This is a genomic window from Micromonospora sp. CA-248212 (assembly GCF_050948405.1).
In the GTDB taxonomy this organism is placed as follows: domain Bacteria; phylum Actinomycetota; class Actinomycetes; order Mycobacteriales; family Micromonosporaceae; genus Micromonospora.
This window is the reverse complement of record NZ_CP192023.1, coordinates 6,487,623-6,503,958: the sequence shown is the minus strand read 5'-3', so window position 1 is coordinate 6,503,958 and position 16,336 is coordinate 6,487,623. Positions and strand designations below refer to the sequence as shown.

Annotated in this window: 18 protein-coding genes; all 18 read left to right on the top strand. The window is 68.2% G+C overall.

Annotated elements, in window-relative coordinates; genetic code table 11:
- Positions 1–54 precede the first annotated feature (54 nt).
- The 18 genes from ACQP03_RS30585 to rpsQ all read left to right on the top strand — a co-directional run bounded on the left by ACQP03_RS30585 (position 55) and on the right by rpsQ (position 16,330).
- On the top strand, positions 55–3,942 hold the full coding sequence (locus ACQP03_RS30585) for a DNA-directed RNA polymerase subunit beta' (protein ID WP_357126524.1): 3,888 nt from the start codon (positions 55–57) through the stop codon (positions 3,940–3,942).
- A 94-nt stretch (positions 3,943–4,036) separates the two neighbouring features.
- Positions 4,037–4,405, top strand: coding sequence for a hypothetical protein (locus ACQP03_RS30580; protein WP_355050766.1), 369 nt, complete (start codon positions 4,037–4,039; stop codon positions 4,403–4,405).
- An 878-nt stretch (positions 4,406–5,283) separates the two neighbouring features.
- Entirely contained in the window at positions 5,284–5,664 is a 381-nt protein-coding gene (locus ACQP03_RS30575) for a hypothetical protein (protein ID WP_357126604.1), read from the top strand.
- Between the two features lie 501 nt (positions 5,665–6,165).
- A complete protein-coding gene (rpsL, locus tag ACQP03_RS30570) occupies positions 6,166–6,540 on the top strand; it encodes a 30S ribosomal protein S12 (RefSeq protein ID WP_007465318.1) in 375 nt (124 codons plus the stop codon).
- 1 nt (position 6,541) lies between these two features.
- The gene (gene rpsG / locus ACQP03_RS30565; RefSeq protein WP_007465317.1) at positions 6,542–7,012 is read left to right on the top strand and encodes a 30S ribosomal protein S7; all 471 of its coding nucleotides are present in this window, start codon (positions 6,542–6,544) and stop codon (positions 7,010–7,012) included.
- A gap of 76 nt (positions 7,013–7,088) precedes the next feature.
- Positions 7,089–9,185 carry an elongation factor G gene (gene fusA, locus ACQP03_RS30560; RefSeq protein ID WP_357126520.1) on the top strand — a complete coding sequence of 699 codons (2,097 nt, stop codon included), beginning with the start codon at positions 7,089–7,091 and terminating at the stop codon, positions 9,183–9,185.
- 213 nt (positions 9,186–9,398) lie between these two features.
- Entirely contained in the window at positions 9,399–10,592 is a 1,194-nt protein-coding gene (gene tuf / locus ACQP03_RS30555) for an elongation factor Tu (protein WP_355050763.1), read from the top strand.
- A gap of 350 nt (positions 10,593–10,942) precedes the next feature.
- Complete coding sequence (gene rpsJ / locus ACQP03_RS30550) at positions 10,943–11,251, top strand: 30S ribosomal protein S10 (protein WP_007073037.1); 309 nt, start codon at positions 10,943–10,945, stop codon at positions 11,249–11,251.
- An 11-nt stretch (positions 11,252–11,262) separates the two neighbouring features.
- Positions 11,263–11,928, top strand: coding sequence for a 50S ribosomal protein L3 (gene rplC, locus ACQP03_RS30545; protein WP_355050762.1), 666 nt, complete (start codon positions 11,263–11,265; stop codon positions 11,926–11,928).
- Complete coding sequence (rplD, locus tag ACQP03_RS30540; protein ID WP_357126515.1) at positions 11,925–12,575, top strand: 50S ribosomal protein L4; 651 nt, start codon at positions 11,925–11,927, stop codon at positions 12,573–12,575. Before rplC ends, rplD begins: the two co-directional genes overlap by 4 nt.
- A complete protein-coding gene (gene rplW, locus ACQP03_RS30535) occupies positions 12,572–12,874 on the top strand; it encodes a 50S ribosomal protein L23 (RefSeq protein ID WP_088998352.1) in 303 nt (100 codons plus the stop codon). Before rplD ends, rplW begins: the two co-directional genes overlap by 4 nt.
- 12 nt (positions 12,875–12,886) lie before the next feature.
- Complete coding sequence (gene rplB, locus ACQP03_RS30530; RefSeq protein ID WP_355050760.1) at positions 12,887–13,726, top strand: 50S ribosomal protein L2; 840 nt, start codon at positions 12,887–12,889, stop codon at positions 13,724–13,726.
- Between the two features lie 12 nt (positions 13,727–13,738).
- Positions 13,739–14,020 (top strand): 30S ribosomal protein S19, encoded by a 282-nt coding sequence (gene rpsS, locus ACQP03_RS30525; protein WP_007465299.1) that lies wholly within the window; start codon positions 13,739–13,741, stop codon positions 14,018–14,020.
- A gap of 42 nt (positions 14,021–14,062) precedes the next feature.
- On the top strand, positions 14,063–14,521 hold the full coding sequence (gene rplV, locus ACQP03_RS30520) for a 50S ribosomal protein L22 (RefSeq protein WP_089018943.1): 459 nt from the start codon (positions 14,063–14,065) through the stop codon (positions 14,519–14,521).
- Positions 14,521–15,390 carry a 30S ribosomal protein S3 gene (rpsC, locus tag ACQP03_RS30515; RefSeq protein ID WP_091402401.1) on the top strand — a complete coding sequence of 290 codons (870 nt, stop codon included), beginning with the start codon at positions 14,521–14,523 and terminating at the stop codon, positions 15,388–15,390. Before rplV ends, rpsC begins: the two co-directional genes overlap by 1 nt.
- A 3-nt stretch (positions 15,391–15,393) precedes the next feature.
- Positions 15,394–15,819 (top strand): 50S ribosomal protein L16, encoded by a 426-nt coding sequence (gene rplP, locus ACQP03_RS30510; protein WP_073834927.1) that lies wholly within the window; start codon positions 15,394–15,396, stop codon positions 15,817–15,819.
- A complete protein-coding gene (gene rpmC, locus ACQP03_RS30505) occupies positions 15,819–16,055 on the top strand; it encodes a 50S ribosomal protein L29 (protein ID WP_007465283.1) in 237 nt (78 codons plus the stop codon). Before rplP ends, rpmC begins: the two co-directional genes overlap by 1 nt.
- Complete coding sequence (gene rpsQ, locus ACQP03_RS30500) at positions 16,052–16,330, top strand: 30S ribosomal protein S17 (RefSeq protein WP_355050759.1); 279 nt, start codon at positions 16,052–16,054, stop codon at positions 16,328–16,330. The genes rpmC and rpsQ overlap by 4 nt, the downstream gene beginning before the upstream one ends.
- Positions 16,331–16,336 lie beyond the last annotated feature (6 nt).

Genomic DNA, 16,336 nt, shown 5'->3' with positions numbered 1-16,336 from the left:
GCTCCCGACCCCCGCCCGTGATCTAGCTGTAAAGACGACGACATAGGGGACATAGTGCTCGACGTCAACTTCTTCGACGAGCTGCGCATTGGTCTCGCCACCGCCGACGACATCCGTCAGTGGTCGCACGGCGAGGTCAAGAAGCCTGAGACCATCAACTACCGCACCCTGAAGCCGGAGAAGGACGGGCTCTTCTGCGAGAAGATCTTCGGTCCGCAGCGGGACTGGGAGTGCTACTGCGGTAAGTACAAGCGCGTTCGGTTCAAGGGCATCATCTGCGAGCGCTGCGGCGTCGAGGTGACCCGCTCCAAGGTTCGTCGTGAGCGGATGGGGCACATCGAGCTCGCCGCTCCGGTGACCCACATCTGGTACTTCAAGGGCGTTCCGAGTCGGCTGGGTTACCTGCTGGACCTCGCCCCCAAGGACCTCGAAAAGATCATCTACTTCGCCTCGTACGTCGTGACGAGCGTGGACGCGGAGTCGCGTCACCGTGACCTCTCGACGATCGAGAACGAGATCCTGGCCGAGAAGCGGCAGTCCGAGAACAGCCGCGACTCGGAGATCGAGAAGCGGGCCGCCAAGCTCGAGGCCGACCTGGCCGAGCTGGAGGCCGAGGGTGCCAAGGCGGACGTCCGGCGCAAGGTCAAGGAGGGCGGAGAGCGCGAGATGCGCCAGATCCGCGACCGGGCCCAGCGCGAGATCGACCGCCTGGACGAGGTGCTGGACACCTTCCGCAAGCTGGAGCCGAAGCAGCTTGTCACCGACGAGCTGCTCTACCGCGAGCTGCGCGACCGGTTCGGTGAGTACTTCACCGGCTCGATGGGCGCGGAGGCCATCAAGGCGCTGGTCCAGAACATGGACCTCGACGCCGAGGCCGAGAGCCTGCGCGAGACCATCCGGTCCGGCAAGGGCCAGCGGAAGATCCGGGCGCTCAAGCGGCTCAAGGTCGTCGCGGCGTTCCTGAACACCCGCAACTCGCCGCTCGGCATGGTGCTGGACTGCGTCCCGGTCATCCCGCCGGACCTGCGCCCGATGGTGCAGCTCGACGGTGGTCGGTTCGCGACCTCGGACCTCAACGACCTGTACCGCCGCGTGATCAACCGGAACAACCGCCTCAAGCGGCTGATCGACCTCGGCGCGCCCGAGATCATCGTCAACAACGAGAAGCGGATGCTCCAGGAGGCCGTCGACGCGCTGTTCGACAACGGTCGTCGTGGCCGGCCGGTCACCGGTCCGGGTAACCGCCCGCTCAAGTCGCTGTCCGACATGCTCAAGGGCAAGCAGGGCCGGTTCCGCCAGAACCTGCTGGGCAAGCGCGTCGACTACTCCGGCCGTTCGGTCATCGTGGTCGGCCCGAAGCTCAAGCTGCACCAGTGCGGCCTGCCCAAGCAGATGGCCCTGGAGCTGTTCAAGCCGTTCGTCATGAAGCGGCTGGTCGACCTCAACCACGCGCAGAACATCAAGTCCGCCAAGCGGATGGTCGAGCGTCAGCGCCCGGTCGTGTGGGACGTGCTGGAAGAGGTCATCGGCGAGCACCCGGTGCTGCTCAACCGGGCGCCGACCCTGCACCGTCTGGGCATCCAGGCGTTCGAGCCGCAGCTGGTCGAGGGCAAGGCCATCCAGATCCACCCGCTGGTCTGCACCGCGTTCAACGCGGACTTCGACGGTGACCAGATGGCGGTGCACGTGCCGCTGTCCGCCGAGGCCCAGGCCGAGGCGCGGATCCTGATGCTGTCGTCGAACAACATCCTCAAGCCGGCCGACGGCAAGCCGGTCACCATGCCCACCCAGGACATGGTCATCGGCCTGTACCACCTCACCCACCTCACCGCCGGTGAGAAGGGCGAGGGCCGGGCGTTCAGCTCGGACGCCGAGGCGCGGATGGCGTTCGACAACGGTGAGCTGCACCTGCAGGCTCCGGTGAAGATCCGCCTGCGGAACGTGATCGGTGTCGACAACGGCGCCGGCGCCGAGGCGTGGACCGCTCCGGAGGGCTGGGTCGAGGGTGAGCCGCTGACCGTGGAGACCACCCTCGGTCGGGTGCTGTTCAACGAGACGCTGCCGCAGGGCTACCGCTTCGTGAACTACGAGATCCGCAAGGGTCAGCTCTCCGCGATCGTCAACGACCTCGCCGAGCGCTTCCCCAAGGTGGCTCTCGCGGCCACCCTGGACGGGCTCAAGGAGGCCGGCTTCCACTGGGCCACCTGGTCCGGCGTGACGATCGGCATGGAGGACGTCATCGCCCCGCCGCGCAAGGCGGAGATCCTGGCGAAGTACGAGAAGGAAGCCGACCGGATCGACAAGCAGTACCAGCGTGGTCTGATGACCGCCGAGGAGCGTCGCGGCGAACTCATCGAGATCTGGACCAAGGCGACCAACGAGGTCGCCAAGGAGATGGACACCGCGCTGCCGCAGGAGAACCCACTGTGGAAGATGATCAACTCGGGTGCTCGCGGTAACCTGCTCCAGCTCCGGCAGATCGCGGCGATCCGTGGTCTGGTGGCCAACCCGAAGGGCGAGATCATCCCGCGGCCGATCAAGGCCAGCTACCGGGAGGGTCTGTCCGTGCTGGAGTACTTCATCTCCACGCACGGTGCCCGTAAGGGTCTCGCCGACACCGCGCTGCGGACCGCCGACTCGGGTTACCTGACCCGTCGTCTGGTGGACGTCTCCCAGGACGTCATCATCCGCGAGGAGGACTGCGGCACCGACCGGGCGATCCCGATGCAGATCGGCGAGAAGCTCGACGGCAAGCTCGTCGTCCACACCCACGCCGAGACCAGCGTGCACGCCCGGACCCTGGCCGACGACATCAAGGGGCCGGACGGCACCGTGGTGGCCGAGCGCGGCCAGGACATCAACTCCATCGGGGTCGACAAGATCGTCGCCGCTGGTGTGGAGACGGTCCGGGTGCGCAGCGTGCTCACCTGCGAGTCGAAGCTGGGCGTCTGCGCGGCCTGCTACGGCCGTTCGCTGCCGACCGGCAAGTCGGTCGACATCGGTGAGGCCGTCGGCATCATCGCCGCCCAGTCCATCGGTGAGCCGGGTACGCAGCTGACGATGCGTACCTTCCACACCGGTGGTGTCGCGGGTGAGGACATCACCCAGGGTCTGCCGCGTGTGCAGGAAATCTTCGAGGCCCGGGTCCCGAAGGGTAAGGCGCCCATCGCCGACACCCCCGGTCGGATCCGCATCGAGGACGGCGAGCGCTCGCGGAAGATCATCGTGGTGCCGGACGACGGCAGCGAAGAGATCGTCTACGACAAGATCTCGAAGCGCGTCAAGCTCCGGACCCACGACGGCGGCCACGTCGCGGTCGGCGAGAAGCTGACCGAGGGCACCATCGACCCGCACGAGCTTCTGCGGATCATGGGTCCGCGTGCGGTCCAGGTCCACCTGACCAGTGAGGTCCAGGAGGTCTACCGCTCGCAGGGTGTGCTCATCCACGACAAGCACATCGAGATCATCATCCGCCAGATGCTCAAGCGGGTGACGGTCATCGACTCCGGCTCGACCGAGTTCCTGCCGGGCGTGCTCGTCGACCGGGCGCTGTTCGAGTCGGAGAACCGCCGACTCGTGTCGGAGGGTGGCGAGCCCGCCGCCGGCCGTCCGGTGCTGATGGGTATCACCAAGGCCTCGCTGGCCACCGACTCCTGGCTCTCCGCGGCCTCCTTCCAGGAGACCACGCGGGTGCTGACCGACGCTGCGATCAACTCGCGCAGCGACTCGCTGGTCGGCCTCAAGGAGAACGTGATCATCGGTAAGCTCATCCCGGCCGGTACGGGCATCAGCAAGTACCGCAACGTCCGGGTCGAGCCGACCGAGGAGGCCAAGGCCAAGGTCTACTCGATGACCGGTTACCCGGAGACCGACTACGGTTTCGGGCCGGCCAGTGGGCAGGCTGTGCCGCTGGACGACTTCGATTTCGGGTCGTACCGCTAAGCACCAGACAACGACGAGGCCCCCGGCATCCGCCCGGGGGCCTCGTCGTTCCCGGACCGCCCTGCCAGCGGACCGGGTTGGGCATGATGGAGGCATGACGACCGCATCCGGGCAGGTGTCCGTCGCCTCTTCAGGCCTGCGCCACCCGCTCGACCCGGATCCGGCCCGCGCCACCAAGGCGCGGGCGGTCTTCGCGCTGGGTCTGCTCGGCATGCTGACCGGGCTGTTCATCGGCGGGGTGGTGCCCGCGACGGTGGCGCTCCAGCTGGCCCGGCAGGCCCGCCGGGAGGCGTACGCCTCGGGGGGTTTCCTCACCGGAAGCGTCTGGCTGCGGCGGGGGGAGCGGATGGCCTGGACCGGTCTGGCGTTGGTCGCGGTCAGCGTGGTCGTCGTCGTGGTGATCGGCGTGGTCCGGCTGGCGGGCACGCCGTTCGGCCACGACTACCCCTCGAACATGGACTGAGGCATGCGGCGACCGCGCCCGGCGCGGACGGCGCCGCCTCCGGCGGTAGCCTGGCCGGTGTCCGCCGCGCGCGCTGGCGGCCCTGTCGACAGGAGGACTTCGTGACGGAACCGGCGCGGCCCCCGGCGGACGAACCAGCCGGGCATCCTGACGTGCCGGCTCCGGGCGCGCCTCCCGGCTCGCCGGGTCCGGACGCGGCTCCCGGCTCGCCGGCTCCGGACGCGGCTCCCGGCTCGCCGGCTCCCGGCGTGGCCTCCTCCGCGCCGGCTCCGGACGCGGCTCCCTCGAAACCAGCTGTCGATGCCACCTCCGGCCCGAATCCGACCGCGGCGTCTTCCCCGGGGGTCGGCTCACCTGCCTCCTCCGATTCCGGTTCCACCGCGCCGGCGTCGAGCGCGTCGTCCGCACCGGTTTCGGATTTCGGGCCGATGCCCTCGGCGCGGAGTGAGTGGGCGCAACCCGAAGCGGGCGGACAGCCGGCGCCGACGACTGGCGCCCCTGCTGCGGGTACGCCCTCGTCGGCGGGCTGGGGTCCGCCGCCCTCGCCCGCCTGGGGTCCGCCCACGGCCGAGTGGGGCGGGGTCTTCCCGCCCGGTTACCACCAGCCCCACCCTGCCGCCGGTACGCCGGTGCCGTACGGCTGGGCCCAACCGCCGTCGGGGCCCGCCGCCGCACACGGGTGGGGGCAGCCACCGTCCGGACCGGGCACGCCGGCCGGTTGGGGCCACCCATCGTCGGGACCGCCCGGCTGGGGGCAGCCCTCGTCCGGGCCGGGCCCCTGGGGGCAGCCGGCGCCGGGGCACTTCCCCGCCTGGGGTACGGCCCCCGCCCGGCCGGTGCCGCCACCCACCGATGAGCAGCGGAGGCCGCCGAAGCGGGTGGAGGCGGTGCCCGGCACCCCGTTCGGGGTGGTGCACCTGGACGTGCCGCCGGTGACCGCCGGGCTGGCGACCGGGTCGCTGGTGGCCGGCATCGCGTCGATCCTGGTCTCGCTGCTGGTGATCTGCGTCGGTGTGGCCTTCGGGGCCCGTGGGGGAGTGTGGGTCTCGGGCGCCTTCACGGTGCTGGGGGTGCTGGCGGGGTTGGCAGCGGTCGTCACCGGCCTGCTGGGCCAGCGACAGATCCGCCGGGCGGCGGCGCCGTCGGCGGTGCGGTTCACCGGTCGGGGGCTCGCGGTGGCCGGCGTCAGCTGCGGCGCGGCGGGCGCCCTGCTGAGCCTGTTGGGTCTGGGGCTGGGGTTGCTGATCAGTCTGACGTGACAGGGGCGCGGGGACGGGTCCGTGGATCAGGTGGTGCCTGGGGGCCTGCCCGGGGGCGACGGGTGCTTCGGCGGGGAAGCCGGTACACTTATGTTTGTAGGTGCCCATCGCGGGTGCCGAGGCGGGACGCGATCCGGCCGGCGAGGGGTGAGACGTTCGCCGACCCATTCCGTTTTGACCTGGGCGGCTGTGGTAGGTACTCTTTCCCCTTGTGCCCGGGCGTGCCCGGGCAACTCGTGCGTGCGCTGGTTCCGGAGTCCGGACGGCGGCACGACAAGCCAAAGATCCGGAGCGGGGCGATCCGCGTGCCGGTGACAGAAAACCCGGTACGTCCGCGACAGCGTCCGCACCGGGACCGTGAGCTGGGCGACACGCCCGACCGCGGGTGCCGGGGCCTCCGCAAGGTGACCCTGGTCGGAATGTAGGAGAGCCGGTCATCAGGCTGGCTAACGAGCAGACGGCGCGGCCGCAGACAGCGGCCGAAGGGAGCGGAGAAACCCGGTGCCCACCATTCAGCAGCTGGTCCGAAAGGGCCGTCAGGCCAAGACGACCAAGACCAAGACCCCTGCGCTCAAGGGGTCTCCCCAGCGGCGCGGCGTGTGCACCCGCGTGTACACCACCACCCCGAAGAAGCCGAACTCGGCGCTGCGCAAGGTCGCTCGTGTCAAGCTCAGCAGCCAGATCGAGGTAACCGCGTACATCCCGGGTGTCGGCCACAACCTGCAGGAGCACTCGATCGTGCTCGTGCGTGGCGGTCGTGTGAAGGACCTCCCCGGCGTGCGTTACAAGATCGTCCGCGGCTCGCTGGACACCCAGGGTGTCCGCAACCGCAAGCAGGCGCGCAGCCGTTACGGCGCGAAGAAGGAGAAGAGCTGACATGCCGCGTAAGGGACCCGCTCCGCGGCGGCCGCTGGTCGCTGACCCGGTGTACAACTCGCCGCTGGTCACCCAGCTGGTGAACAAGATCCTGCTGCGCGGCAAGCGCCAGCTCGCCGAGTCGATCGTGTACGCGGCCCTCGAGGGCTGCCGCGAGAAGTCCGGCACCGACCCGGTCGTCACCCTCAAGCGGGCGATGGACAACGTCAAGCCGACCCTCGAGGTGCGCAGCCGTCGTGTCGGTGGCGCCACCTACCAGGTGCCGGTCGAGGTCCGCCCCACCCGGGCGACCACGCTGGGCCTGCGCTGGCTGGTGACCTACTCCCGTGCCCGGCGCGAGAAGACCATGGTCGAGCGGCTGATGAACGAGCTGCTGGACGCGAGCAACGGCCTCGGTGCCGCCGTCAAGCGGCGCGAGGACACGCACAAGATGGCCGAGTCCAACAAGGCCTTCGCGCACTACCGCTGGTAACACCTGAGGTTCCGGCGCCCACCGGGCGCCGGAACCGCCACCAGTTGAGTCGAGACGACGATAAGTAGGGATTGAAGTGGCCGCCGCAGACGCGCTCGCCAACGTACGCAACATCGGCATCATGGCGCACATCGATGCCGGTAAGACCACGACCACCGAGCGAATCCTGTTCTACACCGGCATCACGTACAAGATCGGTGAGGTCCACGAGGGCGCCGCCGTCATGGACTGGATGGAGCAGGAGCAGGAGCGTGGTATCACCATCACCTCCGCTGCCACCAAGTGTGAGTGGAAGGGCCACACGATCCAGATCATCGACACGCCTGGCCACGTCGACTTCACGGTCGAGGTCGAGCGGTCGCTGCGGGTCCTGGATGGTGCGGTCGCGGTCTACGACGGTGTCGCCGGCGTCGAGCCGCAGACGGAGAACGTCTGGCGGCAGGCCGACAAGTACAACGTCCCGCGGATGTGCTTCGTCAACAAGCTCGACCGGACCGGTGCCGACTTCTTCCGCTGCGTGCAGATGATGATCGACCGGCTCAACGCCACCCCGCTGGTGCTCCAGATCCCGATCGGGCTCGAGGGCGACCACATCGGTGTCGTCGACCTGGTCGGCATGCGCGCCCTCACCTGGCGCGGGGAGACCCAGAAGGGTGAGGACTACGCGATCGAGGAGATCCCGGCCGAGCTGGCCGACTCCGCGGCCGAGTGGCGCGAGAAGCTGATGGAGACCCTCGCCGACGTCGACGACTCGGTGATGGAGAAGTACCTGGAAGGCGAGGAGGTCTCCATCGAGGAGATCAAGGCCGCCATCCGGCGTGCCACCATCGCCGGCAAGGCCAACCCGGTGCTGTGCGGCTCGGCGTTCAAGAACAAGGGCGTCCAGCCCATGCTCGACGCCGTGGTCGACTTCCTGCCGTCGCCGCTGGACGTTCCGGCGATCGAGGGTACGGCCACCGACGGTGAGACCCCGCTGCTGCGCAAGCCGTCCAACTCGGAGCCCTTCTCCGGTCTGGCCTTCAAGATCCAGACGGACAAGCACCTGGGCAAGCTTACCTACGTGCGCGTCTACTCCGGCACGCTCGACTCCGGCTCCCAGGTGGTCAACTCCACCAAGGACCGCAAGGAGCGGATCGGCAAGATCTACCAGATGCATGCCAACAAGCGGGAAGAGCGTCCGTCGGCGCAGGCCGGCGACATCATCGCCGTGCAGGGTCTCAAGCAGACCACCACCGGCGACACGCTCTCCGACCCGGCGAACCCGGTCATCCTGGAGTCGATGACCTTCCCGGAGCCGGTCATCTCGGTGGCGATCGAGCCGAAGACCAAGTCTGACCAGGAGAAGCTGGGCACGGCCATCCAGCGCCTGGCCGAGGAGGACCCGACCTTCCGCGTCCAGCTGGACGAGGAGACCGGTCAGACGGTCATCTCCGGCATGGGCGAGCTGCACCTGGACATCCTGGTCGACCGGATGCGCCGCGAGTTCAACGTCGAGGCCAACGTCGGCAAGCCGCAGGTGGCGTACCGCGAGACCATCCGCCGCAAGGTGGAGAAGGTCGAGTACACCCACAAGAAGCAGACCGGTGGCTCCGGCCAGTACGCCCGCGTCATCGTGAGCGTCGAGCCGCTGCCGCTGGACAACGACTCGCCGACCTACGAGTTCGCCAACGCCGTCAGCGGCGGTCGCATCCCGCGGGAGTTCATCCCGTCGGTCGACGCCGGTGCGCAGGACGCCATGCAGTACGGCATCCTCGCGGGCTTCCCGCTCGTCGGTGTGAAGCTGACGCTGCTGGACGGTCAGTACCACGAGGTCGACTCGTCGGAAATGGCATTCAAGATCGCCGGCTCGATGGTGATGAAGGACGCGGCCCGCAAGGCCGATCCCGCGTTGCTTGAGCCGATGATGGCCGTTGAGGTCACCACTCCTGAGGAGAACATGGGTGACGTCATCGGTGACCTCAACTCCCGCCGCGGCATCATCCAGGCGATGGAGGAGCGCAGCGGCGCCCGCATCGTGAGGGCTCTGGTGCCGTTGTCGGAGATGTTCGGCTACGTCGGCGACCTGCGGTCGAAGACCCAGGGCCGGGCTAGCTACAGCATGCAGTTCGACTCCTACGCGGAGGTTCCGCAGAGCGTCGCGAAGGAGATCATCGCGAAGGCAACGGGCGAGTAACTGCCCCGAGCAGGTGATTCGTGGTCGGTCGCGGGTGACTCAACCCGCCCGCGGCCACCACGATCGGATCGCGTGAGACCGGGCCTGTAGGCTTCATCGCCGCAGAACCCACAAAGGCTCTCCGGCCGTCAGGCCGGAAAGGCTGTCGACAGAGTCCTAAGCGCCGACCGGCGCGCCGGGCGTACGAACCAAGAAGTCCACAGGAGGACACCAGTGGCGAAGGCTAAGTTCGAGCGGACTAAGCCGCACGTCAACATCGGCACCATTGGTCACATCGACCACGGTAAGACGACGCTGACGGCGGCCATCACCAAGGTCCTGCACGACCAGTACCCGGACCTGAACCCGTACACGCCGTTCGACGAGATCGACAAGGCGCCGGAGGAGAAGGCCCGCGGCATCACGATCTCGATCGCGCACGTCGAGTACCAGACCGAGTCGCGGCACTACGCGCACGTGGACTGCCCCGGCCACGCGGACTACATCAAGAACATGATCACCGGTGCCGCGCAGATGGACGGCGCGATCCTGGTGGTCGCGGCGACCGACGGCCCGATGCCGCAGACCCGTGAGCACGTGCTGCTCGCGCGTCAGGTTGGCGTGCCGTACATCGTCGTGGCGCTCAACAAGAGCGACATGGTCGACGACGAGGAGCTCCTGGAGCTCGTCGAGCTCGAGGTCCGTGAGCTGCTCTCCTCGCAGGAGTACCCGGGTGACGACCTGCCGGTCGTGCGGGTTTCGGCGCTGAAGGCCCTCGAGGGTGACCCCGAGTGGACCGGCAAGCTCCTGGACCTGATGACCGCGGTCGACACCGCGATCCCGCAGCCGGAGCGCGAGACCGAGAAGCCGTTCCTCATGCCCATCGAGGACGTCTTCACGATCACCGGTCGTGGCACCGTCGTCACCGGTCGCGCCGAGCGCGGCATCCTCAAGCCGAACGAGGAGGTGGAGATCGTCGGTATCCGCGAGAAGTCGCAGAAGACGGTCTGCACCGGTATCGAGATGTTCCGCAAGCTGCTCGACGAGGCCCGCGCGGGCGAGAACGTCGGTCTGCTGCTGCGTGGCATCAAGCGCGAGGACGTCGAGCGCGGCATGGTGGTCGTCAAGCCGGGCACCACGACCCCGCACACGGAGTTCGAGGCGACGGTCTACATCCTCTCCAAGGAGGAGGGCGGCCGGCACACCCCGTTCTTCCAGAACTACCGCCCGCAGTTCTACTTCCGGACCACGGACGTCACCGGTGTCGTCACCCTCCCCGAGGGCACCGAGATGGTCATGCCGGGTGACAACACCACCATGTCGGTGAAGCTGATCCAGCCCATCGCCATGGAGGAGAACCTCAAGTTCGCGATCCGCGAGGGTGGCCGCACCGTCGGCGCCGGGTTCGTCACCAAGATCCAGAAGTGACCTGGGTAACCCCGATTAGACCCGCCGCCGGTCGTGCGGCATACTAGTCAGGTTGCGTAACGACAGTTCGTCGCCTGTGTTCGGCTTTCGCTGAACCTCCGGGTGGCGAGGCAGTCGAGCGTAGGGTGGTTGGCGGCCCAGTCGCCAACCACCCTCGCACGGCGTTCAGGTCGCGGTAGTGCGATCGGCGCCTTGACCCACCGCGCGGTCAGCACCACTCCGGAACCCCGGGGCGGAGCCTGGCCCGAGGGCGCGACACGCCCGACCGCGGGGGTCGGCGAAGTGGGCCTGTGCCAGCCGGTACAGGCGCCCGCAACACAGCGGCATCGAGAGAAGGAACAGAAGCCACCATGGCGGGACAGAAGATCCGCATCCGGCTCAAGGCCTATGACCACGAGGTCGTCGACTCCTCGGCTCGGAAGATCGTCGAGACGGTGACGCGTACCGGGGCGCAGGTCGCGGGCCCGGTGCCGCTGCCCACGGAGATCAACCGTTTCTGCGTTATCCGCTCGCCGCACAAGTACAAGGACTCGCGCGAGCACTTCGAGATGCGCACGCACAAGCGGCTGATCGACATCATCGACCCGACCCCGAAGACGGTCGACTCGCTCATGCGCCTCGACCTGCCGGCTGGCGTCGACATCGAGATCAAGCTGTAGGGACCGGACAAATGGACAGGCAAGTCAAGGGGATCCTGGGCGCCAAGCTCGGCATGACCCAGGTCTGGGACAACAACAAGGTTGTTCCCGTGACCGTGGTCGAGGCCGGCCCGTGCGTCATCAGCCAGGTTCGTAGCGCCGAGAAGGACGGTTACTCCGCGGTCCAGCTGGCGTACGGCACGATCGACCCGCGCAAGGTGAAGAAGCCGGTCAGCGGGCACTACGCGAAGGCGGACGTGGCGCCGCGCCGGCACATCGTCGAGCTGCGCACCACGGACGCGTCGGAGTACTCGCTCGGCCAGGAGGTCACGGTCGAGGAGTTCCCGGCGGGCGTCACGATCGACGTCACCGGCAAGACCAAGGGCAAGGGCTACGCCGGCCCGATGAAGCGGCACGGCTTCCACGGTCTGCGCGCCAGCCACGGTGTCGAGCGCAAGCACCGCTCGCCCGGCTCCATCGGCGCCTGCGCCACCCCGGGTCGTGTCTTCAAGGGCACCCGGATGGCCGGCCGCATGGGTGGCGTGCGCTACACCGTGCAGAACCTCACCGTCCAGGCGGTCGACACCGAGAACAACCTGCTGCTCGTCCGGGGTGCCATTCCTGGTCCGAAGGGCGCGCTCGTTCTGGTCCGTACCGCGGCCAAGAGCAAGGTGAAGAAGGGCGGTGCGGCCAAGTGACCACCGTTGACGTGCGCACCGTCGAAGGCACCACCAGCGGCTCGGTCGAGCTGCCGGCGGACATCTTCGACGTGCAGGCCAACGTCGCGCTGATGCACCAGGTCGTGGTGGCCCAGCTCGCGGCGGCCCGACAGGGCACGCACAAGGCCAAGACCCGCGGCGAGGTCGCCGGTGGCGGCAAGAAGCCGTACAAGCAGAAGGGCACCGGTCGCGCCCGGCAGGGCTCGATCCGCGCGCCGCAGTTCGCCGGCGGTGGCGTGGTGCACGGTCCCGTGCCGCGCGACTACAGCCAGCGGACCCCGAAGAAGATGAAGGCCGCCGCGCTGCGGGGTGCCCTCTCCGACCGGGCCCGCGCCGGGCAGGTGCACGTCGTCGAGGCGTTCGTCTCGGGCGAGAAGCCGTCGACCAAGGCCGCTCTGGCCACGCTTGCCAAGCTCACCGAGGCCCGTCGGGTCCTGGTCGTGCTGAGCAGCACCGACGAGCTGAACTGGGTGTCGCTGCGCAACGAGCCGCGGGTGCACCTGATCGAGTCCGGCCAGCTGAACACGTACGACGTGCTGGTGGCCGACGACGTGGTCTTCACCAAGGACGCCCTGGACGAGTTCCTGGGCGTGCCCGCCGAGACCACCGAGGAGGGTGGCAAGTGAGCACGATCGCCGACCCGCGCGACATCATCGTGGCGCCGGTCGTCTCGGAGAAGAGCTACAGCGAGCTGAACCGGAACTGGTACACCTTCCTGGTGCACCCGGACGCGAACAAGACCGAGATCAAGATCGCTATCCAGCAGATCTTCGACGTCCGCGTCCTGACGGTCAACACGCTCAACCGCCAGGGTAAGCGCAAGCGCACCAAGACCGGCTTCGGTCAGCGCAAGGCGACCAAGCGGGCGATCGTGAAGCTGGCTGACGGTGACCGTATCGAGGCCTTCGGCGGCCCGGTCAGCTGAGGGGTGTAGACAATGGCTATCCGTAAGTACAAGCCGACGACGCCGGGCCGTCGTGGCTCCAGCGTCGCCGACTTCGCCGAGATCACCCGGTCTACGCCGGAGAAGTCGCTGCTGGCTCCGTTGCCGAAGAAGGGCGGGCGTAACGCCCACGGCCGGATCACCACGCGGCACCACGGTGGCGGTCACAAGCGCCAGTACCGTCTGATCGACTTCAAGCGGGTCGACAAGGACGGCGTGCCGGCGAAGGTCGCCCACATCGAGTACGACCCGAACCGCACCGCGCGCATCGCGCTGCTGCACTACGCCGACGGCGAGAAGCGGTACATCATCGCGCCGAAGGACATGAAGCAGGGCGACCGCGTCGAGTCCGGTCCGGGCGCCGACATCAAGCCGGGTAACAACCTGCCGCTGCGCAACATCCCGGTCGGTACCACGATCCACAACGTGGAGCTGCGTCCGGGCGGTGGGGCCAAGCTCGCCCGCTCCGCCGGCGTCGGCATCCAGCTGCTCGGCCGCGAGGGCGTGTACGCGACCCTGCGTATGCCGTCCGGCGAGATCCGGCGGGTGGACGTGCGTTGCCGCGCCAGCATCGGCGAGATCGGCAACGCCGACCAGTCGAACATCAACTGGGGTAAGGCCGGCCGGATGCGGTGGAAGGGCAAGCGCCCGACCGTCCGTGGTGTCGCCATGAACCCGGTCGACCACCCGCACGGTGGTGGTGAGGGTAAGACCTCCGGTGGTCGCCACCCGGTCAACCCGCAGGGTAAGCCCGAGGGCCGCACCCGCCGTAAGGGCCAGGCGAGCGACAAGCTGATTGTCCGCCGCCGCTACGCCACGCGTAAGCGCGGCTGAGGGAGATAAGACATGCCTCGCAGCCTGAAGAAGGGCCCGTTCGTCGACGACCACCTGCTCAAGAAGGTGGAAGTTCAGAACGACAAGGGCTCCAAGAACGTGATCAAGACCTGGTCGCGGCGCTCGACGATCATCCCCGAGATGCTCGGGCACACGATCGCCGTGCACGACGGACGCAAGCACGTCCCGGTGTTCGTGACTGAGGCGATGGTCGGGCACAAGCTCGGCGAGTTCGCGCTGACCCGCACCTTCAAGGGTCACGAGAAGGACGACCGGAAGAGCCGTCGGCGCTGACGCCGCCAGGCATACGGATAGAGGGAACAAGGGGTTACAGCGATGCCAGGAAAGGGCGACGCTCCGGTGCTTCCGGGCGCGCGGGCGGTTGCGCGGCACGTGCGCATCTCGCCGATGAAGGCGCGCCGGGTGGTCAACCTCGTCCGCGGCCTGCCCGCGAAGGAGGCGCTCACGGTGCTGCAGTTCGCGCCGCAGGCTGCGAGCGAGCAGGTGTACAAGGTGCTCGCTAGCGCGATCGCCAACGCGGAGAACAACGAGCGGCTGGACCCCGACGCGCTGCTCGTCAGCGAGGCGTTCGTGGACGAGGGCCCGACGATGAAGCGGTTCCAGCCGCGGGCGCAGGGTCGGGCGTACCGGATCCGCAAGCGCACCTGTCACATCACCGTGGCGGTCGAGGCGGTCGCGCCGGCAGCGCCGAGGAAGGCCGCGGCGAAGAAGGCCGCCCCGGCCACGCAGGCCGCACCGGCCGAAGCGCAGAGCAAGACGGAGGACGCCGAGTAATGGGTCAGAAGGTTCACCCCACTGGGTTCCGGCTCGGCATCTCGACCGACTGGAAGTCCCGTTGGTTCGCGGACAAGCTCTACAAGGACTACATCGGCGAGGATGTCAAGATCCGCCGCATGATGTCCAAGGGCCTCGAGCGTGCCGGGATCTCCAAGGTCGACATCGAGCGCACCCGCGACCGCGTCCGCGTCGACATCCACACCGCCCGGCCGGGCATCGTCATCGGCCGTAAGGGTGCGGAGGCCGACCGGATCCGCGGCGAGCTGGAGAAGCTCACCGGCAAGCAGGTCCAGCTGAACATCATCGAGGTGAAGAACCCCGAGTCGGACGCTCAGCTCGTCGCGCAGGGCGTGGCCGAGCAGCTGTCCAGCCGGGTCAGCTTCCGTCGGGCGATGCGCAAGGCCATGCAGTCGGCCATGAAGAACCCGGTCTGCAAGGGCATCCGGGTTCAGGTTTCGGGTCGCCTCGGCGGCGCCGAGATGAGCCGGACCGAGTTCTACCGTGAGGGCCGGGTTCCGCTGCACACGCTGCGGGCCAACATCGAGTACGGCTTCTTCGAGGCCCGTACCACGTTCGGCCGGATCGGCGTGAAGGTCTGGATCTACAAGGGCGACGCCGTCCCGGGCCGGGAGGCTCCGGCCGAGGCCGGTCCGTCCCGCCCGCGTCGTGGTGAGCGCGGCGACCGTCCCGAGCGTCCGCGCCGTGGCCGGTCGGGTTCGTCCGGCACCACGGCTGGTGGCACCGAGGCCGGTCGGGCTGCTGCGACCACCATCGCGCAGCAGGCCGAGACGCCGAGCGGCGAGCCGGTCGACAGCGCTGCTGTCGCCGCCACTGCTGCTCCGGCTGAAACGCAGCAGGAGGGCTGACAGATGCTGATGCCGCGCAAGCCCCCGAAGGGCTTCCGCAAGCCGCACCACCCGGACCGCCACGGCGCGTCCAAGGGTGGTAACCGGGTGGTGTTCGGCGAGTTCGGGATCCAGGCTCTCGAGCCGGCGTACGTGACCAACCGCCAGATCGAGTCGGCGCGTATCGCGATGACCCGTCACATCAAGCGTGGCGGCAAGGTCTGGATCACGATCTTCCCGGACCAGGCCCTCACCAAGAAGCCTGCCGAGACCCGGATGGGTTCCGGTAAGGGTTCGCCCGAGTGGTGGGTCGCCAACGTCAAGCCGGGACGGGTTCTCTTCGAGATGTCGTTCCCCAACGAGCAGATCGCGCGTGAGGCCATGCGTCGCGCGATCCACAAGCTCCCGATGAAGTGCCGCATTGTTACGCGCGAAGTGGGTGAATCCTGATGGCAGCGGGCGTTAAGGCGACCGAGCTGCGTGAGCTCTCCGAGGAGGAGCTGGTCACGAAGCTGCGGGAGGCCAAGGCGGAGCTGTTCAACCTCCGCGTGCAGGCCGCAACCGGGCAGCTGGACAACAACCGGCGGCTGCAGGTCATCCGTCGGGAGATCGCCCGGATCTACACGATCATGCGCGAGCGCGAGCTGGGGCTCTCGGCCGCGCCGACTGAGGTGACTGCATCATGACCGAGAACACCACCGCTGACGCCACCCGCGCGCGCCGCAAGGTCCGCGAGGGCCTGGTGGTCAGCGACAAGATGGACAAGACCGTCGTGGTCGAGGTCGAGGACCGGGTTCGGCACGCGCTGTACGGCAAGATCATGCGTCGTACGAGCAAGCTGAAGGTGCACGACGAGCAGAACGCCGCTGGCACCGGCGACCGGGTCCTGATCATGGAGACCCGGCCGCTGAGCGCCACCAAGCGTTGGCGGATCGTGGAGATCCTGGAAAAGGCCAAGTAGCGAAGG

What these genes read in the sequence shown, in the direction of transcription:
- ACQP03_RS30580 (WP_355050766.1), top strand. Translation starts at nt 4,037, where the DNA reads ATGACGACCGCATCCGGGCAGGTGTCCGTCGCCTCTTCAGGCCTGCGC.
- rpsG (WP_007465317.1), top strand. Translation starts at nt 6,542, where the DNA reads ATGCCGCGTAAGGGACCCGCTCCGCGGCGGCCGCTGGTCGCTGACCCG.
- rpsJ (WP_007073037.1), top strand. Translation starts at nt 10,943, where the DNA reads ATGGCGGGACAGAAGATCCGCATCCGGCTCAAGGCCTATGACCACGAG.
- rplC (WP_355050762.1), top strand. Translation starts at nt 11,263, where the DNA reads ATGGACAGGCAAGTCAAGGGGATCCTGGGCGCCAAGCTCGGCATGACC.
- rplB (WP_355050760.1), top strand. Translation starts at nt 12,887, where the DNA reads ATGGCTATCCGTAAGTACAAGCCGACGACGCCGGGCCGTCGTGGCTCC.
- rpsS (WP_007465299.1), top strand. Translation starts at nt 13,739, where the DNA reads ATGCCTCGCAGCCTGAAGAAGGGCCCGTTCGTCGACGACCACCTGCTC.
- rplV (WP_089018943.1), top strand. Translation starts at nt 14,063, where the DNA reads ATGCCAGGAAAGGGCGACGCTCCGGTGCTTCCGGGCGCGCGGGCGGTT.
- rpsC (WP_091402401.1), top strand. Translation starts at nt 14,521, where the DNA reads ATGGGTCAGAAGGTTCACCCCACTGGGTTCCGGCTCGGCATCTCGACC.
- rplP (WP_073834927.1), top strand. Translation starts at nt 15,394, where the DNA reads ATGCTGATGCCGCGCAAGCCCCCGAAGGGCTTCCGCAAGCCGCACCAC.
- rpmC (WP_007465283.1), top strand. Translation starts at nt 15,819, where the DNA reads ATGGCAGCGGGCGTTAAGGCGACCGAGCTGCGTGAGCTCTCCGAGGAG.
- rpsQ (WP_355050759.1), top strand. Translation starts at nt 16,052, where the DNA reads ATGACCGAGAACACCACCGCTGACGCCACCCGCGCGCGCCGCAAGGTC.